Origin of the sequence: Gemmatimonas aurantiaca T-27, assembly GCF_000010305.1 — a bacterium.
Taxonomy (GTDB): Bacteria; Gemmatimonadota; Gemmatimonadetes; order Gemmatimonadales; family Gemmatimonadaceae; genus Gemmatimonas; species Gemmatimonas aurantiaca.
Genome location: NC_012489.1, coordinates 3,449,314 through 3,468,804 on the forward strand (window position 1 = coordinate 3,449,314; position 19,491 = coordinate 3,468,804).

Below are 19,491 nucleotides of genomic sequence, written 5' to 3' on the forward strand. Positions count from 1 at the left end.
TCCGCAGGCCGTCGTGCGGAGTATCGGAAACGCCATTGTCATTGCCCCGCGTGTCATTGTCAGTCGCAGCGCGTATGCGGCGCCGGCATCCGTAGCGCCCTGGCGCCAGCCGCCGTCCACCGCTCCCCCTCACGGCGAATTGCGCTCCTGATCGCGCACCGCTGATCGCGCACCGCCTATCGCGCACCGCCTATCGCGCACCGCTGACCATGCGCGGCGCCCGGGCACGACCGGCTCCCGTTCCTGACATCGTCATTCCCTGCCCCGGCCACTGCGTTGCAGTGCGGCCGCCGCGTGCTCCTACGCGTGCGCGGCGATGGGCTCGGCCCACACCTGACATCCCTCTCTCATGTCCTCCCTCATGAACGTCTTCGCCATCGTGGCGCTGATTCTGTTGGTCGCATGTGCCGGCGAGAAAGCTGCCAACACACCAGCAGATACGACCACGGCCAGTGCCACCACCACCGCCGGCCCCGATGGCGAAGCACTGTATGGCCGCTGCATCGCCTGTCATCAGAGCACCGGCGCCGGCCTGGTCGGCGCGTTCCCGCCATTGGCCGGTTCGGAATGGGTCACCGGCCCTGTCTCGCGTCCCATCGCCATCGTACTGCACGGCGTGCAGGGTGCGCTCACGGTGGCCGGCACCACGTACCACGGTGCCATGATGCCCTATGGCACCAACATTCCGATGAACGACGCCGAGGTGGCGGCCGTGCTCACGTACGTGCGAACGCACTTCGGCAATACGGCGTCGCCGGTGACGGCCGAACAGGTGACACAGGTGCGAGCCGCCACGAGCTCGCGCACCACACCACTGACACAACGGGATCTGGAGGCACTGCGGTGAGTGCCACACGTGCCGTGATCCTGAGCGTTCTGTGGCTGACGCTGATGGCGTGTGGTGATTCCGCCGGCGACACCACACCACCAGCCAATGTCTTTGCTGGTGCTCCAATAGCCGAACCACTGAGCAAACCCGCGTTTGCGCTGGCCGCCACCGATGGCGCGGTGTTCGACTTTCGACGAGACACCGACGGCAAGCTGACGTTGCTACTGTTCGGCTACACACACTGCCCCGACATATGCCCCGTGCATATGGCCAACCTGGCCGCCGTCATGCAGTCGATGAGTGCGACCGAGCGGAAGCAGGTACGAGTGGTCTTTGTGTCGGTCGATCCCGGGCGCGACTCGAGCGCCATCATCCGGCACTGGCTCGATCAGTTTGCCACCGACTTCATCGGACTGCGAGGCACCGAAGATGAAGTGGGGCGCATCCAGATGTCCCTTGGTCTGCCGCCTTCCACCGTCACCGTGGACCCGGTGAGTCGACAGACCGATGTGGGACACGCCACGCAGGTCATCGCCTTCACACCGGACAACCTCGCGCATGTGATGTATCCGTTTGGCACACGACAAACCACCTGGGCGCGTGACATGCCCCGGTTGCTCACGTATCGCGCCGGTACACCAACGCCCGTCGTCATGGATACGATCGTCGCGGGCGATTTGCGAATCACGGGAGGTGCGATCACGTCGGCCATCGAAGGGCGTGAGCACGCGGCTTACCTCACGATTGACCATCGCGGCCATACCGACGACGTGTTGCTGGCGGTTGGGGTTGTCGACGTGGCGAGTGGCACGCTGCACCAGACCGTCACCGATGCCAGACAGCGTCAGCACATGACGTCGATCGACAGCCTGGTGATACCGGCCGGCACGCCCACCACGCTGAGCAACGGTGTGTTGCACGGCATGTTGCCGTCCCATGAACGCCTGCGACAGATCGGACAGACGGTGCCGTTGCAACTCACGTTCCGCCGCACCGGTGTGGTGACCATCCCTGCCCGCGTCACGCCGGCAGGCATGATCCCCGACGAACACGCGGCACATTCACACCAGCACTGAGCGCATCCTCATGACCGAGTGGCAGTGGTGGTGCGCCGCGCGCGCCGACGTGTGGACCTGGACATGGCAGCCCTATCCGGGCGTGTGGATCATCGTGGGACTCGCCCTGCTGGGACTCACGATGCTCAATCGACCGGGGGAACCATCAACGAACGCCGTGATGTTGCCACCTCCGTCGGTGTGGTCACGGGTCAGCATGACGTTGGGGCTCCTGCTGCTCTGGGCGGCGCTCGACTGGCCGGTTGGTGCACTCGGCGCCGGTTACCTGGCTTCGGTGCACGCCGTGCAGTTCGTGGTGCTCGCCATGATGGTGCCGGCGTTGCTGCTGGGTGGCATCGGTCCAGCGGGGCGCTATCGACTGACGCAGTATCGATTGGCACAGCACCGATTGCTCGCAATCGGTGCCCGCGTATGGCAACGGATGACATCACCCGCGGTCGCGATGGCGCTGTTCGCCGGCGTGATGATCGTCAGTCACCTGCCGCCCGTAGCCGATGCACTCGTGGCATCGGCCACCGGATCGTTTGTGCTCGACATGTCATGGCTGGTGAGCGGACTGGCGTTCGCCTGGCCGCTCATCATGCCACGGTCGGAGGTGCCGTCGGAGACGTACCTGTCTCCACTGATGCGCATCGGCTATCTGTTTGCCGGCACCATTGCCCATGTGTTCATCGGCATGTGGCTGCTGGTGGCTGACTATCCGCTGTACGCCACGTACGAGTTGGCGCCGCCCCTTGGCGTGCTTTCGCCTCGTATGGACCAACAGGTCGCCGGAGGCGTGATGCTTCTCCTGGGCACGCCGCTGGTGGTGATTGCCATCGGGCTGCAATTCCGGGAGCTCGGATCAGAGGCGAATCCGGAGACGTTGTGACCATGCGTAACCTTGCGCACGACTATGGGATGCTCATGTCGCGCCATGACATTGAGTCTTCGCAAGACCGTACCCCATATTGCGAACGTATTGGACCGTCTCATTGAACGAGGACACTGCTCATGCGAGCAACACACATTTTCGCGTACCTTCTGGTGTTCGGCGCGTGCACGTCGTCACCAGACGAACCGGGCACCTACCGTGATACCGTCGAAGGGTTGGTGGTGCATGGATCTTTTGAATGGCCCGTTATGGCCGACTCAGCCATCACACTGAGGATGATCCTCAAGAATCCAACATCGGAAGGGCGACGCTTTGAAGTTCCGGCAGGCGAGCCCTTCAGTATTCAACTCCTGCCGACCAATGATGCGGCAATGATTGAACTGCCACCGGATTCCTATGACCGCATGGCACGCATCGTCCAAATTCCCGCACGCGATAGCGTGATCATCAGCCGAACGGTACTCGAAAAGAACCTTCGCTCGTTGCCAAACGGTGTGTACAGAATTCTGGGTCGGGTGCCGAACTCTTCCTATGTTGGCGTGCCATTGGGGGTCGTTTCTCTGCCCTGGGGTCGCTCGCGATAGTGGCGCTCCAGGCTGCGACATCTTCACATGTTCTTCGTGAAGCGCAGCTTTCCGCCGTTCTTGGCTCGTATTCCAAATCGCACTACGACACAATGCGACAATTGTCACCATGCATCACATATCACAGAGTCGGATCTTTCCGTGATGCAGTCATTGCGTAGCTGATTGGGCCGGGTCGTGCACCTGAGGTACAAGGTGCGCATATGTGATGTATTGCACACCGAAACAGATGAGCGGAAATCGCATTGCGTGGTTCAGTCGCGCAGGCGAGGTCATCCAAACTGAAGAGTTTCGTCTAGGCCATAAGGACGATGCGCTATGCATGGCATTTGTTCACCATGCAAATGGTCATGCAGGCACACATGCGCATGATCAGCATCACGCGGATATCCGCGTTGCACGCAGCGCGACACCAGCCAGCGATCGGCGCCAGGCATTGCCCACACATGCCGATGATCATCGCCCCAACGCGCCGTCCTCGCATGTCACTGGTGTTCCCACCAACACCCAGGATCATATGCCCACCTCTCGTTCGATTCGACTTTCCCGCAACCTTCTCGGCCTCGCGCTGCTGTCTGCCGCGGCGATTTCGAGCAGCACACCCGTTGGTGCCCAGCAGATTGGCGTGTCCGTACTTCCAAGCGCGCAGCGCATTCAGTGGAGCGACGACTTTCCGCTGGATGACGAGTACCTCTATGGCGGTCGTGTCGCATTGCGTTTTGGCAAGTGGGTCGAGCTGCAGCCGTTCTACTTTCAACGGGCTGGAATCGGAATGGATTCCACCCGGGCACATTCCGCGTTTGGCCCACTGTCCGCCGGCCGGAAGGTCGATCTCAAGCACTACGGCACCAACGTCCAGCTCAATTTCGGCAGCTCCACCTTCGTGCCATTTGCCCGTGCGGGCGCCGGTGTTTTGCGGCTGGAGCCAGATTCCGGTGATCGACAGGATCGTATCGCGTTGAGCGCGGGGGGTGGCGTACGATTTGGCATTGGCGGTCTCAACGCCGAACTGTACGCGGAGCAGATGGGCTTTCGCATGAATCCGCGCTCGCTGTTTGGTGCCGACACCACCACCGGCGCCAGTCTCACCACCATGCGCAACCTGGTGTACGGCGCGGCAGTCACGATTCCGCTCAGCACCATGCGGGAAGATGTGTCGTCGGAAGGCCTCAGTGGCTCCACCGCACCACTCGAGCCGTTTGTCGGCCGACTGAAGTACGCCGGTGAACACAACCTGCCCAATCTGGAAGTGGCGGGTGTGCGGGCCGGTATCGACTTCTCATCGGTGTTTGGCGTGCGCGGCTTCTACTGGCGTGGCGTGAACGATGACCGTGATGGTCCGGCGCCGGTTGCCGGCTACGGCGGTGAAGCCCAGTTCAATCTCTCCACTGGTGCTGGTCTCACGCCGTACCTGATCGTTGGCGCGGGCCAGATCGACTACAAAGACAACTTCGTCGATTCGCTGGGTTTCTCACGCTCCGACAAGACCGCGTTCATTCTCGGCGGTGGTGCGAGCTTCCGGTTGACGGACCGTGTGCGCATCAACGGCAGCATTCGGGACTATGTCATGACCGTCGATGACAATTTCGACAACGTGGCCGGCACGGGCGATCTGACGCACAACACCATGATCACCGCCGGTCTGACGATCAGCCTTGGTGGCCGTTCCACACCGTCGGCGCGTGAACGCGAAGCCGAGCTCCGTGCTGAGCGTGCGCGTACGGAACGCATGCGCGAAAGCCGCGACTTCGAACTGCGCGAACGTGAACTCCGTGATCGCGAGTTGATGCGCAGCATGGAAGACCGCGACCCGCGCTCGGGTCGCATGATGGCGGACAGCACCCGCGTGTACCGCGACTCCACGGTGATCAATCGCACGCGCATGGTGCGCAGCCAGACACCGAATGGTCAGTGGATCACCATCCCCGTGCCGGAACAGGGTGAGATCATTTTGCGGTACGGCGTCCCGCCTCGTGCCAGCACCGACAGTGCGCCAAAGCCGCGTGTGGACACGGTGATGGTGCCGCGTGATACAGCGGCGACCCGTCGCATCGACACCACGGTGGTCATTCGTGATACGTCGGTCGTTCGGACGGGCACACCACTGCCCACCGACCTGGCGGCCGAGTTGCGCGAAATCGAACGACGCCTGTCGGCACGTATCGATGCAGTGCAGCAGCGCCCCAACACTGCACCGAACATCACGACGATCAATCCGGTGGCGCCACTTGCACCGGGCGCACGAGACACCGTGGTCGTGGACCGGAATTCGCGGCCGGTATTCCAGCGGCTGTCGCAGACCCGCACCAGCGACCTCAGTCCGTATGTCGGCTTGGGCATGGATGATGGCGACGTGCAGTTCGTCGTGGGATTGCGTGCCGACCTCGGGCCGGTGAACGCCAACAGCGGTTGGCATTTTGTGCCGGAGCTGGCGGTGGGTATGGGCGAGGGCAGCACCTCCGTGCTCGCGCTGGCCAACGCCCGCTATGCGTTTGGTGCTCTGGGCGGTTCGAGCGCGATGCGCCCCTACCTGACACTGGGTGCCGGTGTTTTCTCCCCCACCGTGCTGGGCGTCAACACGGCGGTGGGTTCCTCATTTGCTCTGCGTTCGGGCGACAAGCCCCTGTTTCTGAACGTGGAACTGCAAGGCATCAATCTGTTCAATCAGACGCGTATCCTCGTCGGCCTGAGCCGCGGTCGATAGCACGACGTAGCGTGTCATAGTGCAGGCCCCGGTCCCGCGACATCACGTGCGAGCCCGGGGCCTGTGTTTTCCAACATATGCGCGCAACCGAAGCGATGCGCCGTCCCTGCCAGAGTCGATGATTCGTGATCAAGTTCCTTTCTATGATTGAACGGCGGCGCAGCACATGACCCCGGATCCCCGGACCTGGCCACTGCGGGTCGTTGTCCAACGCACGTTGTTGGCCCCCGCACCAGCGGAAGGCGTCGCCACGGGCCTCGTGCTGGCGGCATTGTCGCTCACCCCCAGTCTGCTCCCACGGACCTGGGTGCTGGAGGGGTTGCTCTGCGGGCTCGCGATGTGCGTAGGCTATGCCGTAGGACTGATCGTGCGTGCCGTGTGGCGGTACTTCGAATTTCCAGTCCCCGCGCCACGGGTGCGACGCGGATGGGTGATGGCCACCCTGTCACTTTCGGGCCTGGCGTTGCTCGTAGGGCTGGTGCGCTCGTCGGCATGGCAGAACGATGTGCGATCCGTCATGGCGCTGCCGCCCCTCGACGAATGGTATCCCTGGCTCGTGGCAACGATTGCCATTGTGTTGTTTCTCCTGGTGCTCACCGCCGCACGACTGTTCCGGGTGTTGCAGCGCACCATGGCGCGCCCTTCGCAGGGATGGATGCCGCGTCGAGTGTCGTCCGCACTCGGGTTTGCGGCGGCCAGTGTGCTCGTATGGACACTGGCCAATGGTGTATTGCTTCAGGGGCTGCTGCGTACCATGGACGGCACCTATCGTGAGCTCGATCAGTGGGTCGACGACTCCGAGGCCGCACGGGCATCGGAGTCTGCCGCCATGGCATCACCGTCGTCGCTCACCTGGGCATCGTTGGGACGGCATGGCCGACGCTTCATCGGCACACGCTCCGACACGGCCTCGATTCGCGCCGTCGCTGGAGCTGTCGATGCGGAGCCGGTACGCATCTACGTGGGTCTCACGGTGGCCGACTCCATTTCGGCGCGTGTGGAGTTGGCCTTTGCCGAATTGCAGCGACGTGGCGCGTTCGATCGGCAACTGCTGCTCATCACCACACCCACCGGCTCGGGATGGGTGGATCCACCAGCCGTCGCCGCTCTGGAATATCTGTATCGCGGTGATGTGGCCACGGTGGCTGTGCAGTACTCGTACCTGCCCAGTTGGCTGTCGCTGCTGGCAGAATCCGCGTACGGCTCGGAGACGGCCGCGGCACTCTTTCAGCGGGTGTATTCGCATTGGCGCGCCCTGCCACGCGACAGCCGGCCTCGATTGTATGTGCACGGAGTGAGTCTTGGTGCGCTCAATTCCGGTGAAGCGCTGAACATCTACGACCAGATGGACGACCCCATCAACGGCGCGCTGTGGGTGGGTCCACCATTTCGCAGTACCAACTGGCGTACCCTGGTGGACAATCGGGACGCTGGTTCACCGATGTGGTTGCCGGTGTACCGCGGTGGCAGCACGGTGCGCTTTGCCAACCAGGCCACGTCACCCACTAAACTGTCGGCGCCGTGGGGGCGATTCCGCATTCTCTACCTGCAGTATGCATCCGACCCCGTCGCGTTCTTCGATGCCCGTATCGCCTGGCAACAGCCGGAATGGTTGCGTGAGCCGCGTGGCCCCGATGTCACACCACGCCTGCGCTGGTACCCGCTCGTCACCATGCTACAGTTGGCTATCGACTTCATGTCGGCCGACAAGTCACCGCGCGGCTTCGGGCACATGTACAGTGTGCGCGACTACGTGAAAGCCTGGGCCGCACTCACCAATGCACCGGGATGGACCCCGGAGTCCCTCGAGGCGTTGACCGAGCATCTCATGACGGCCCCCTGCTGCCGCGACCTCTGACGCGCCTGATCGCGATGTCCGTTTTGGTCTGATTCCTGTCATTGCTGCCATGCCTCTTCCGCGCAAACTTGACCGCGGAGGAATCACACCATGGCACCAATCACCATAGCGACGCTGTTGTATGACGGCGTCAACGCGCTCGATGTCGCGGGACCGCTCGAGGCGTTTGCCGCAGCGTGCACAGGGAACAACACCCCTGGGTACACGATCGACACCTGGAGCCTGGGCGCACTCGACGTGCGCACGGAATCCGGTCTGTTGCTGCGCGCACACCGCCGAGCACCGGAACGACCGGCGGCCGACCTGTTGCTCGTGCCGGGGGGCTCCGGCGTGCGAGACCCACGAACACTCAAAGCCCTCGGCGATTGGCTGCGCCGACACCATGCCGCCTTTGTACGCATCGCCAGTGTGTGCACCGGAGCCTATGCGGTAGCGGAATCGGGGCTGGCGGATGGACGCACTCTCACCACGCACTGGGCACACGCCAACGATCTGGCACGCCGCTATCCAGCGGTGCGTGTGCAGTCGGATGCGCTCTGCACACAGGACGGCCCGCTCTATTCGTCGGGTGGCGTCACGGCTGGCATCGACCTCGCACTGTCCATCATCGAAAAGGACCTCGGGGTACGCACCGCGGCGGCGACGGCGCGTGAGCTGGTGGTGTTCCTCCGGCGCACCGGCACCCAGGCCCAGTTTTCGGAGCCCCTCAGACTGCAGGCCATGAACGATGACGGACTGCAGGAAGTGTGTCTCTGGGCCACCAATCATCCCGACGCCGATCTGTCGGTGGAAGCGCTTGCCACACGAGCCAACATGAGTCCGAGGCAGTTTGCCCGGCGTTTCCGGTCCGCGATGGGCATCACCCCCGGACGATTCGTGGTGACACTGCGCCTCGACCGCGCGCGCACGGCATTGGCCGGTGGTCGCGTGAGCATCAAACGGGTGGCCAGCGGTGCCGGCTTTCAGAGCGTGGATGGATTTCGCCGCGCCTTCGAGCGCGAGCTGGGTGTGAGTCCCAGTGAATACCAACAACGATTCGCCAATCGGAGACCGCGATGAGCACCCGTCGTGAATTCATGCGTCATGGCATCACGTTGGCTGGCGCCTCGGTCACGGGCGACGCGGTATGGTCGCGAGGGCTGAATCACGGTGCGACGTATGCCTGCGCACCCTGCGGCTGCGCGATGGACGGCAAGGTATTCGACGCGCCCGGCAAGTGCCCTGCCTGTGGCATGGTCCTGATAGAGCGGCAAACAGCACCGTTGCCGTTCGAGCCCAAGACGCTGGCACAAGGGCGAGGTGCGTTTCTCACTGCCGGCGGCGCGGGGCATGAGTCGCACCGCATCACGGTAGCCTACTACGTGCCCAGTCGTTTCACGCCGCAGTCACCGGTGTTGCTGATACTGCCCGGATCTGCCCGCGATGCGGCCGACTATCGTGAGCCGTGGATCGCGCGCGCGGAGTCGGCCAATGTGTTGGTGGCCGCGCTGGGATACCCCGAAGCCAGCTATGATTTTTCGGCGTACCAGATGGGAGGGGTGATCGGCAATCTGATCATGCGTAACATGCCGCCGTCGGTGAATGGCGAATCGCCCACCGTGATCAACCTGCGCGACGAGGACATTTCATTCACTGTAAACCCGCACCGGGAGTCGTGGCTCTTCCCCGACTTCGACCGGATTTTCGGTTTGCTGGTGAAGGTCACCGGTTCCGCGGCCACACAGTACGACATGTTCGGGCATTCGGCTGGTGCACAAATCCTGCACCGATTGGCACTGTTTCACGCAACTTCCAAAGCCCGGCGCCTCCTCGCCGCCAATGCCGGGCTGTACACGCTTCCGTCACTCGACGAACCGCAGCTATCCGGCCTCGCCGGCACCGGCATCACCAGCCGTGAACTCACCACGGCGTTGAGCGCACAGCTACACGTGCTGCTCGGAGAACTCGACAACGACGGCGAGCGTGGCGGCATTCATCTGCACACGCCCAAACTCGACCAGCACGGCATCAGTCGTCTGGAACGTGGACGCCATTTTTTCGCCGCAGGCCAACAGCAGGCCCGCAGGCTGAACGTGCCACTCCACTGGCATCTCCACGAAATCCCCGGCGTCGGCCACGATCATGAACGCATGGGCGCCGCCGCCGCCCAAATCCTCTACGGCATGCCGTGACGGCACGACGTACGCCGACTCACCTGACTATCCTGCCCCTATCCGGCCGTTCATCCTGCAGGTATCGCGCCCCATAGGGGCGCCCCCATCACATCCGGCGTCAGAGGAGCCGGCGCCAGAGGAGCCGGTCCCCACACAAACGCCACGATGCGGGGCGCCGCCGGCTCCGCATCACCGCTGGATATCACGATACCAAGCGCTTCACGCGCCTCGAGTGTCACACGCCGCGCCGACTTCCGCGCGACACGTGACTGGCCAACGGTGATCGGCATGGTTCAGGGCACCCGCATCGAACGTTCTGACACGTGCGTGGCGATGAAGTAGCCCAGCGCTCGCGCATCGGGTCGTGTCTTGTTCGCCACATTGCCGCGCACGGGATTGGGTGGCATCGAAAACGGCGATCCGTCTCCGTCGAGCTGGTCGTTCAGGTTGCGAAAGTAGCGATACGACTGGGCCGTCAGTGATTGCTGACGCACACGCACCATCTGCCCTGAACTCAACGCCACGTTCGGGTGGGACTGAAAGGCCAGGAGCGGCAATCCATCGTAGAGCTGGTCGCTGTCGATGGGCCGCGCCCATTCAGCCGAGTCGACCTCCACGATACGCTTGCCGTCGACATACATGTCCCACAGGTAGTAGTTCGGCACTCCGGCCTGGTCCCGCGTGTCGATCGTAGCCCGCGGACCTGGCTTGCCCGATCCGGATCCCGGGTCGAATCCCGTGTTCTTGCGTGGCGCGAAGTACATCGAGTCGATGGGTGGTACGGCCAGCAGGGTGTCCACCGCTTCGTAGTCGTCACCCTGCCAGTGAATGCGAAGCGTATATGCGCTCCCCACGACGCCCACGAGATCATCAGTGCGGTAGAGCCCCGGCTGGGTGGTGGATTCCTGCAGCACCACGTTTCGGCCAGTACCATCGGCAATCATCACCCGCGCACCTCGGGCCGGTGGAGCCGCCTGATTGCTGAAGTACGGCGCGGAGGCGCTGAGCAGCACTTCCTGATGCCCACTGACGCTGCCATGGACGGCCTCCACACGACCCTCTACGACCAATTGCACCGGCCCATCGGGAAGCGTGATATCCACCACACGATCGCATCCTGCCACCATCACGGCCATGGCGATCATGGTTGTCACTCGTACACGTGCCTGCATATGAGCGCTCAAAACCGGAAGATGTAGTTGATGCTCGGCACCAGGCCGAAAATCGAAGACTGAACTGCTTCGGACTCCAGGGGATTCGTTGCGCGCTGCCGTACCCGAAGCGCTTGCGCATTGAACCGGTTGTAGGCGTTGAGCACGCCGAACTGCAACTCACCACGACCGAAGGTTCTGGTCGCGCTCAGGTCGAGACGATGGTACAGGGGCAACCGTGATCCGTTGCGCGCGCTGTATTCCGGTACGAGAATCCCGTCCACGAAGTAGCGCGACGACGGCAGCGTCACTGGGAGTCCACTGGCCAGTGAGAACGTCGACCCGATGGTCCAATTGGGCTTCCACTGCCATACGCCCACAAGCGTGAAGTTGTGCGTCTTGTCGAACGGCGTGGGATACCATTGTCCCCGGTTGATGCCACCGTTCTGTGTGCCCGCTGCGCGGAACCGCTGCTCGGCGCGCCCCAGAGTGTAACTGCCCCAGCCTGTCAGGCGACCCGTGCTGCGCCGCGCGAACAATTCCAGGCCGTAGGCGCGACCAAGGCCCTGCACAAGAATCGTCTCGAGGCGTGGATTCAGAATGACGTCGGCGCCGTCCACAAAATCGACGACATTTTCCGCGGTCTTGTAGTACGTCTCAGCCGACAGCTCGTACCCATTCCAGTTGCGTGCCCAACCCAACGCGTACTGGTCGGCCACCTGTGGCTTCACGAACGGCCCCGCCGGCTCCCACACATCCAGCGGGGTCACCGAATTGCGATTGGAGATGAGCTGCAGGAACTGCTGCGTGCGCGCGTAGCTGAGCTTGAGGCTCTGATTGTCGGTCAGTGAGAAGCGCATCGATGCCCGGGGTTCGACGCCACTATAGCTCGTCATCGCGGCCCCCTTCTTCACCGTGCTGCTGTCGACGAGCGTCCCGGGTTCGTATCGGCCAAGGCCAGGGTTGTAGACCACCGGCAATCCGTTCCGGTAGCTGTACCGGGTGGCCTGCCCCACACGTGCGAAGTCGGCGAATCGCAGTCCGTACTGGATGCCGATACGACTGCCGAGTTCCAGTTCATGGGCGATGTAGGCGGCGCGCGTGATGCTGTAGCGTGGTTCCACCTCCGTGGAGCGCGCGTTCAGCGCGTCGCCGTAGGTCTGCACCTTGCCGGGCTTGAAGATGTTGCGCGTCCATTCACCGCCAAATTCGATCTTCTGCGAGGCGGTGAGCTGAAAGGTCTCGTCCACCTTGATATCGGAGCTCTGGATGCCGGCCACCCAGCGGACCGAATCATGGGGATCCATCCGGAATCCCACTTTGTAGTCGTAGTCGCTCCAGGCACCCGTCACCTTCGAATACAGACGCCCGCCGATGGCCTGGTTCCAGCGCAGCGTGGTCGCACGATTGCCCCAGCCCACACCGAAGCCTTCTCTCCGCTGCGCGAGTTCGTCGCGTCCCATATAACCCGACGCGATCACGGTGCCGTTCCGGCCAAGCGCGAAGTTCGCTTTGGCGTTGAGGTCGTAGAAATAGGCGGTGGTGCTCTTCAGCGAAGAATCCGACGACAGACCGAGGAAGGCGTCGGCATACGAGCGGCGCGCCGCCACCATCCACGATCCGCGCAGCAGCGGCAGCGGCCCCTCGAGCAGCGCGCGGCTGGCCAGCAAACCGATGGACGCACTGCCGGTGAACTTCTCGCGATTGCCGTCGCGCTGACGGATATCCACGACCGACGACAGTCGTCCGCCGAATCGCGACGGGATCGCGCCCTTGTACAACATCACATCGTCGATCGCATCGGCGTTGAACGTGGAGAGAAATCCCAGGATGTGCGACGGATTGTAGATCGTCGATTCATCCAGCAGGATCAGATTCTGATCGGCGCCGCCGCCACGCACGGAAAACGCGGTCGATGCGTCGCTGGTGGTGGAGACACCGGGCAGCAGCGTGAGCGTACGAACGGGATCCACCTCGCCAAGCATCGGCGGTACTGAACGCGCGGTCTTCATGTCGATCTTGAGCACGCTCATTTGCGGCGACTGCGGATCGAGATCGGTTCGGTCCTCCCGTGAGGCTTGCACCTGCACGGTGGACAGCACGGCTTCCTGCGTACGCAGAGCGAAGTCCAACTGCAGACGCGACGTGATCTGGATGGTGGTATCGAGCGGCGCATAACCGAGCGCGCGTATCCGCAGGCGGTGCGCACCGGCCGACAGGACGAGCGCATAGAAGCCCTCTTCGTTGGTCTGTCGGATCTGCGCATCATCGTCCACACGAATCGTGGCACGACGCAGGACTTCACCTGAAGCCTGGCTGCGCACAAAACCCGAGAGGCGCTCGTTACGGTCCGATGCGGGCGCAGCTTCCTCGAGAGGGGCGCCGGGTGTCGCCGCGCGCGCCACCACCAGTTGACCACTCGGACTCACCATCACCCGCAGCGATGTTCCGGCAAACAGACGCAACACCGCGGTACGGGCCGGGACTCGTGACACCGTGAGCGTGACCGACGCGGCCATGCCAGGCAGCGCCCGATCGGCGACGTATGACAGATTGGCCTGCCGAGCGATCTCGGCGAGAATGGCAACCCGTGGCTGGTTTTTCATGTCCACGGTGACGTTGGTGGCCAACGCCCCCTGCGGAGACGTGACACTCTCCAGCGTGACAAATCCTGCTGGTGGTTGCACCTGAGACAGCGACTGCGGTGACGATTGTGATTCCTGGGCACGGCCCGGCCTCCCCGGCGCCAACAGCGCCAGGGCAAGCAGCAAGTGTCTCATGGATCAGTGTGGAGTAAGAGTGATGATCGAGCCGGCGCGCGTGACGCGAGCGTCGAGCGCAAAGGCCAGAGACTCGATCAGTGGATCGAGTTGCAGCAGGTTGAACCGACCGGTGACCCGACGGTCCTGCATGGTCTGCGGCGCAGACAGCGTGACACCGTACCAACGACCCAGCGCCGGTAGCGCTTCGGCCAGTGTGGTACTGTCGAAGACGAAGTCGCCGTGTGCCCAGGCCGCGCGCGCGGCACCATCATGGGTCACATGGACTCGTCCATCAGGCGCCGCGCGTCCACGGTCGCCAGCGGTGAGCAGCGTGGGAGCTGTGCGTTCACGCCCCAGTGCCACCGCACCTTCTTCCACCGCCACTTCCACGCCGCCGATTTCCGGCCAGGCGCGCACGACAAACTTCGTGCCCACGTCCTCGGCCACATCGTCGCCGACCTGAACGCGGAAGGGCTGTGTGGTATCGTGCACCACATCGAAGTACGCCTCACCTTCGAGTCGCACATCGCGCACACCGGACCCGAAGCGGCGGGGCCAGCGGGCGCGACTGCCGGCAGCCAACGTCATGCGACTGCCATCGGGCAAGGTGGTGCTCACGCGTTCACCGATAGGCGCGGAGAGCACCACATCGGCCGTACGCGCACGCCACACCGTGGCGCCGGTCACCGCCACCGCGAGCACGGCGGCCATCTGCAGCCACTGCGCCACCCGCGGACGACGGGTGGTGCGGCGAATCGATGGAGCGTCGCTGATCGGACGCACCGTCGTGCGCTCGATACGTGCCTGCAACGCCTGCCACGCCGCGTCGGTACGCTGCACCGACTGCGGATCGTTGGCATGGTGTTGCGCGTGGGCCTCCTGCAACGCGTTCACCAACGCCGCATGACGGGGGTCGGCTGCCATCCACCGCGATACCTGCGCCTGTTCCTCCGGCGTCGCAACGCCCGTGAGCAGGCGTTCCAGGATCTGATCCAGCCGTTGTGGGTCCAGCTCGTGCGGTGATGACATGGGTCGATGAGGAGGTTACATCGACGACACACGGGATTCGAAAAACCCCACAAACCGCCTCACACTAGCCGGAATCAGCCGCCCAGCAGCCTTGTACGCACGGCTTTGAGCCCACGGGCCAATTGATTCTCCACGCCTTTCACGCCGATCCCCATGGTTTCGGCGATCTCCGCGTAACTCAATCCTTCGCGCCAACGCAGGTGCATCACCAGTCGGCATCGCTCGGGCAGCGCATCGAGGGCCGCATGCGCGCGGGCCAACAGATCGGCACGGTCCTGCTCGGCATCAGAAACGCCGGCGGCCACCGATCCCATCAGGATCCCCTCGGCACCTTCGTGCTCGGTGTCGGTGACCCAGTCCTGCTCCAGAGCATCCCGACGCCGCAGGTTGAGCGCCCGATTGCGCACCGCACCATAGAAGTACGCGCGCACCGAACCATTGGGCGACCATTCGGTGCGATTCTGCCAGATGGCAAAGAAGACATCCTGCACCAGCTCTTCCGCGCGGGCCGTGTCACCCGTGTAGCGTGTGGCAAAGGTTACCAGTGACACATGCAGTGCGCGAAACAACTGCTCGTATGCCGTCGCGTCTCCCGCACGCACACGCGGCACGTACGCTTCGAGCGACGTGAGCTCGGTGTGGTCATCGGTGAAATCGGGGGACGGCACGGCCCCAATATATCCGGCCGCCGCCCGAAAGATCCGACCGGCTGTCCCAGCTTACTTTCCGCCTCCCTTCGCCATCTCGGCCTTCACGGCCTGCTCGACCGCCATGTTCACACTCACCGCCCCGCGCAGCAGCGCCGCGGTGTATTTGGCCGGATCGATCTTCATGCCCCACATCCCCGACTTGGTTTGCAGATCGGCGCCCAGCGGTGACAGCGCCGCGAGCCCGGCCGCGATGGCATTGGCGGCACGCGGTGAATCGTCGGTGGCATCACCGATCTGTCCCACGTCCTCCGCCGACACATCGTCGATCGCGCCCTTCGTCATGAACGATCCCCATTTCCCCTTGGCCGTGAAGAAAGGCACCGTCGCGTTGAGGGTCATGTCGGCGGCGATACTCACGCTGGCTCCACGCGATGCGACACCGTGGCGCTTGCTGCCACCAAGCAGGGGCGCATCTACGCGATACTCGGGCACCATCACGATCACATCGAGATCCTTGGCGACCTTCCGGAAGCCCCAGCCGTAGCCCTGAAACGGCGGATCGATGGCCTGCGCATCACTCGGGAACGCCACCAGGTAGGTATTGCTCAATCCGCGCGGTGAATCGGTGGGCATGCCATATCCTTCCTCCGGCTTGAAGCGCCCCATCTTCACGACCTCGGGGTGGTCCTTCACATCGTCGTACGTGAGCACCGTATGACCAGCACTCCGCAGACGCGCCACCAGGTCGTCCTGTAGCTGCTGCGCGAGTCCCTGGGCATAGGCCTTGTCGAGCCCGGCCACCATGTACTTCCCCTTGGCCTTGACCGTCTTGCCGTCGGTCTGATAGAAGCGTCCGCTGTTCACGACCGTCAGCGAGCCCTTGAGGGCGTACCGAACCACCACGGTGGGAATCAGGATCTTCTTCGGTCCGCGCAGCTCGTCTTCTCCCCGGATATCCAGCTTGCCCGCAAGGTTGATCGGATCGGGAATCGTGATCGGGGCCGTCTGCGCCGCGAGCGGGGCCGCGTGCGCCGTACCAACGGTCAGTGCCAACAGCGCCGCAAGGCGTCGCGCCGCAGATGTGGGAGTGAACAGAAGCGGGAACATGGGAGCCTCGACGGATAGGTGAACCGCGCCCGTGCGCCCGAGGGCGCGGGAATCGGGGCTCAAACTAGGCCCGCACTTCGCCACCATCTCAACATGTCAACACGCTGCACCACAACACGTTAGACGCGCACACGAACACCCCGGACCGGCTCGCCTTTCTCCCGTGACCTCGGTGGCGTACTCTACCGGTATGTCCCCCGCCCGCCGCCATCGCCTCATCACCCTCGGTCGACTGACCCTGCTCGATCCGTCGGGTGACGAGGACCGCGAGCTGGCCACACGGAAGCGGAAGCTGGCACTGCTCACCGTACTGGCGACCTCTCGTCGACCGTGGACCCGCGATTCCCTGGTCGATCTGTTCTGGGGTGAGCAGAACGAGGCACGCGCCCGCCACTCGCTGAGTGACACCCTCTCGCATCTGCGACGGGTGCTGGGGCCGGATGCGATCAGTCAGCGACGTACCGAAGTCGCATTGGCCGACGACATTGCCCTCGACGTGGATGTGCTCGACCTGCAGGAGGCGGTCCGCGCGCAGCAGCCGGCCCAGGTCGTCACGCTCTATGGCGGGCCGTTTCTCGATGGGTTGCATGTGGGTGGCTCGCCGCGGCTCGAGCAGTGGATCGACAGTGAACGACGGCGGATAGACGGTCTCTTTGCGGCCGCGGCCCGGACCGAGTGCGAGTCGCTGCTGCGCACGGCACGGCCGGTGGACTGTGCTGCGCTGGCCGCACGATGGCTTGCAGTGGCCCCCACATCACCACACGCGGCGCTGTTTCGTCTGCGTGCGCTCGCGGCCGACGAAACACCGGAAGCGGACCAACGAGCCCTCGACGAATACGCGGCGATCACCCGACAACTGGAGCGCGAATACGGCGCGCATCCGGATCGTCTGGTGGTCACGGTGGCCGAGGAACTCAGGATGCGTGTGAAGGACCGGCAGGCCGCAGGGCCACGCCAGGTGCCAGCGTCGCTCCCTCCAGTACATCCGGCAGCCCCGGTGCGCGACGATTCGGCGTCGCCGTCGAGCACCGTTCATGTTTTTGCGATGGCGTCGGCTGCACCCGTGACCGCGTCGTCCCGTCGCACCTGGCCCTGGCTCTTCGCGATCACCGCGGCGGCCGTCACGACGGTGGCGGTGCTCGCGCTCGTGCTGAGGCAACAGCCGGCCAACCGCTTGGCGACCAAGCCATCGCCGGTCGCCACATCGATAGCGATCACAGACTCACCCGCCGCGCGGGCGCTCTATGATCGTGCGGTGTTGGCCTATGATCGCGATGGCAACCGGGAAGACGCCGTACAATTGCTCGACAGCGCGATCGCCATCGACAGTACGTTTGCCATGGCCTATCGGCGTCTCGGGCAGATCTACGACAATGGTGTGGACGGGCGGAGTCGTTCGATCCAGATGCTCACGCTGGCCGCGCGGCACGCGACCCGCCTGCCCGAGTCGGAGCGTCTCATCACACTGGGGTCGTACCATCGCACGGTGACCGGCAACTTCGCCCGTGCTGCGTCGGCCTATCGCGCGCTACTCGATCTCGATCCCAACGACGCACGCGCCTGGGCCAATCTGGGCACGGTGTACGATCACCTCGGCGATCGGCAACGCGCCGTGGAAGCGTATGAGCGCAGCATCGCCATCGACCCCAAGCGCGCGCTCACGTGGATGAATCTGTCCGACGGACGTTACGCGCTCGGTGATGCAGCCGGTGCCTGGCGCACGCTCGATTCGATGTCACTCGCCTTTCCCGGCTATCCGGGGCTCTTCATGCGCAGCGCCGCGCTGGCCCATGCCGAAGGAAAGCGTGAGCTCACGGAGACCCAATTGCGCGCGCTCATCGCATCGGCCAATGACAATGTCTATCTGCGCGCGGCCGGTGAGATGTTGCTGGCCAAGGCCTACTGGAGCTGGGGGCGGCTCGATGAAGGTGACGCTGCCCGCGAACGGGCCGTGCAACTGGATCGCCAGCGCGGCGCCCGTGATGCCGCACTGGCGGGAGAATTCGACCTCGCCATGGCCGCCGTGTGGTTGCGCGCCGATACGGCAGCGGCGCGCACACGTATCGCCACGGCATTGCGCACCACACCGATGACTTCATTGTCGATCGAAGATCGTCCGTATCTCGATGCCAGCATCGCGCTCGCCTCCGCCGGGCAGTCTGCGGCGGCGGCCGCGATGTTCGCCGAGTACGTGCAGTTGGCCGATTCGCTCACGCGACGCCGTGATGCATCACGTGAACATCATGCCCGTGGGATGATGGCGATGGCGCTGCGGCAGTGGCCCGAGGCCATTGCCCAGTTCCGTCAGGTGCCCGATGCCCTGTGCAGCATTTGTGGCCTGCCCGAACTGGCAAAGGCATACATGAGCGCGGGGCATCGCGACTCTGCCACCGCGATCGTGCAGCGATACCGCGCCACCCCAAGCCAGCGTCGGCTCGATATGACCGACGCCTTCCATGGGGAGTGGCTGCGGATCTACCGCTGACGGCCGGGTACGTCACTGGCCGCACGTCAGACGGACAAACCCCTCGGGCGCGGGACAAGGGGCAGGGCGGACGTCGAGGCGAAGAATGGGTACTGTGGTCAGTGGCATTCGACCCGATTTCTTAACTCAACAGACCGCTATTGCACCCTTGACGCCGAGAATCCGGGGCGGGATCATCGCGATCAGATCCCTCTCCCGCGATCCCGTGTGCGACAGACGCCACGCGATC

The 19,491-nt window shown here is 63.8% G+C and carries 15 protein-coding genes; 9 read left to right on the top strand and 6 right to left on the bottom strand.

Translation table 11 applies throughout. The annotated features are described in order from the left end of the window. Positions 1–349 precede the first annotated feature (349 nt). The 8 genes from GAU_RS15020 to GAU_RS15055 all read left to right on the top strand — a co-directional run bounded on the left by GAU_RS15020 (position 350) and on the right by GAU_RS15055 (position 10,096). Positions 350–847 (top strand): c-type cytochrome, encoded by a 498-nt coding sequence (locus tag GAU_RS15020; protein ID WP_083765681.1) that lies wholly within the window; start codon positions 350–352, stop codon positions 845–847. Then, positions 844–1,905: an SCO family protein gene (locus tag GAU_RS21160; protein ID WP_015894748.1), complete on the top strand. Its 1,062-nt coding sequence runs from the start codon at positions 844–846 to the stop codon at positions 1,903–1,905. The genes GAU_RS15020 and GAU_RS21160 overlap by 4 nt, the downstream gene beginning before the upstream one ends. A gap of 10 nt (positions 1,906–1,915) precedes the next feature. After that, on the top strand, positions 1,916–2,776 hold the full coding sequence (locus GAU_RS15030) for a cytochrome c oxidase assembly protein (RefSeq protein ID WP_015894749.1): 861 nt from the start codon (positions 1,916–1,918) through the stop codon (positions 2,774–2,776). 122 nt (positions 2,777–2,898) lie between these two features. Then, complete coding sequence (locus GAU_RS15035; RefSeq protein WP_015894750.1) at positions 2,899–3,363, top strand: hypothetical protein; 465 nt, start codon at positions 2,899–2,901, stop codon at positions 3,361–3,363. Between the two features lie 517 nt (positions 3,364–3,880). After that, on the top strand, positions 3,881–6,067 hold the full coding sequence (locus GAU_RS15040) for an outer membrane protein (RefSeq protein WP_169307701.1): 2,187 nt from the start codon (positions 3,881–3,883) through the stop codon (positions 6,065–6,067). Positions 6,068–6,233: 166 nt separating this feature from the next. Then, the gene (locus GAU_RS15045; protein ID WP_015894752.1) at positions 6,234–7,925 is read left to right on the top strand and encodes an alpha/beta hydrolase; all 1,692 of its coding nucleotides are present in this window, start codon (positions 6,234–6,236) and stop codon (positions 7,923–7,925) included. A 90-nt stretch (positions 7,926–8,015) separates the two neighbouring features. Continuing rightward, positions 8,016–8,984 carry a GlxA family transcriptional regulator gene (locus GAU_RS15050; protein ID WP_015894753.1) on the top strand — a complete coding sequence of 323 codons (969 nt, stop codon included), beginning with the start codon at positions 8,016–8,018 and terminating at the stop codon, positions 8,982–8,984. Continuing rightward, positions 8,981–10,096, top strand: a complete 1,116-nt coding sequence (locus GAU_RS15055; protein ID WP_015894754.1) for a heavy metal-binding domain-containing protein — start codon at positions 8,981–8,983, stop codon at positions 10,094–10,096. The genes GAU_RS15050 and GAU_RS15055 overlap by 4 nt, the downstream gene beginning before the upstream one ends. 50 nt (positions 10,097–10,146) lie before the next feature. On the opposite strand, the gene GAU_RS15060 is transcribed toward GAU_RS15055, so the two are convergent. The 6 genes from GAU_RS15060 to GAU_RS15085 all read right to left on the bottom strand — a co-directional run bounded on the left by GAU_RS15060 (position 10,147) and on the right by GAU_RS15085 (position 16,777). Then, positions 10,147–10,368 carry a hypothetical protein gene (locus GAU_RS15060; protein WP_015894755.1) on the bottom strand — a complete coding sequence of 74 codons (222 nt, stop codon included), beginning with the start codon at positions 10,366–10,368 and terminating at the stop codon, positions 10,147–10,149. Between the two features lie 3 nt (positions 10,369–10,371). Further along, complete coding sequence (locus GAU_RS15065; protein ID WP_015894756.1) at positions 10,372–11,223, bottom strand: DUF4249 domain-containing protein; 852 nt, start codon at positions 11,221–11,223, stop codon at positions 10,372–10,374. Positions 11,224–11,258: 35 nt separating this feature from the next. After that, on the bottom strand, positions 11,259–14,009 hold the full coding sequence (locus GAU_RS15070; RefSeq protein ID WP_015894757.1) for a TonB-dependent receptor: 2,751 nt from the start codon (positions 14,007–14,009) through the stop codon (positions 11,259–11,261). Between the two features lie 3 nt (positions 14,010–14,012). Next, positions 14,013–15,020, bottom strand: coding sequence for a FecR domain-containing protein (locus tag GAU_RS15075; protein WP_015894758.1), 1,008 nt, complete (start codon positions 15,018–15,020; stop codon positions 14,013–14,015). A gap of 74 nt (positions 15,021–15,094) precedes the next feature. Further along, positions 15,095–15,688, bottom strand: coding sequence for an RNA polymerase sigma factor (locus GAU_RS15080; RefSeq protein WP_015894759.1), 594 nt, complete (start codon positions 15,686–15,688; stop codon positions 15,095–15,097). A gap of 51 nt (positions 15,689–15,739) precedes the next feature. Then, a complete protein-coding gene (locus GAU_RS15085; RefSeq protein ID WP_015894760.1) occupies positions 15,740–16,777 on the bottom strand; it encodes a hypothetical protein in 1,038 nt (345 codons plus the stop codon). A 172-nt stretch (positions 16,778–16,949) separates the two neighbouring features. Here GAU_RS15085 and GAU_RS15090 point away from each other — a divergent pair, with 172 nt between their 5' ends. Further along, positions 16,950–19,262: a tetratricopeptide repeat protein gene (locus GAU_RS15090; RefSeq protein ID WP_015894761.1), complete on the top strand. Its 2,313-nt coding sequence runs from the start codon at positions 16,950–16,952 to the stop codon at positions 19,260–19,262. Positions 19,263–19,491: the final 229 nt, after the last annotated feature.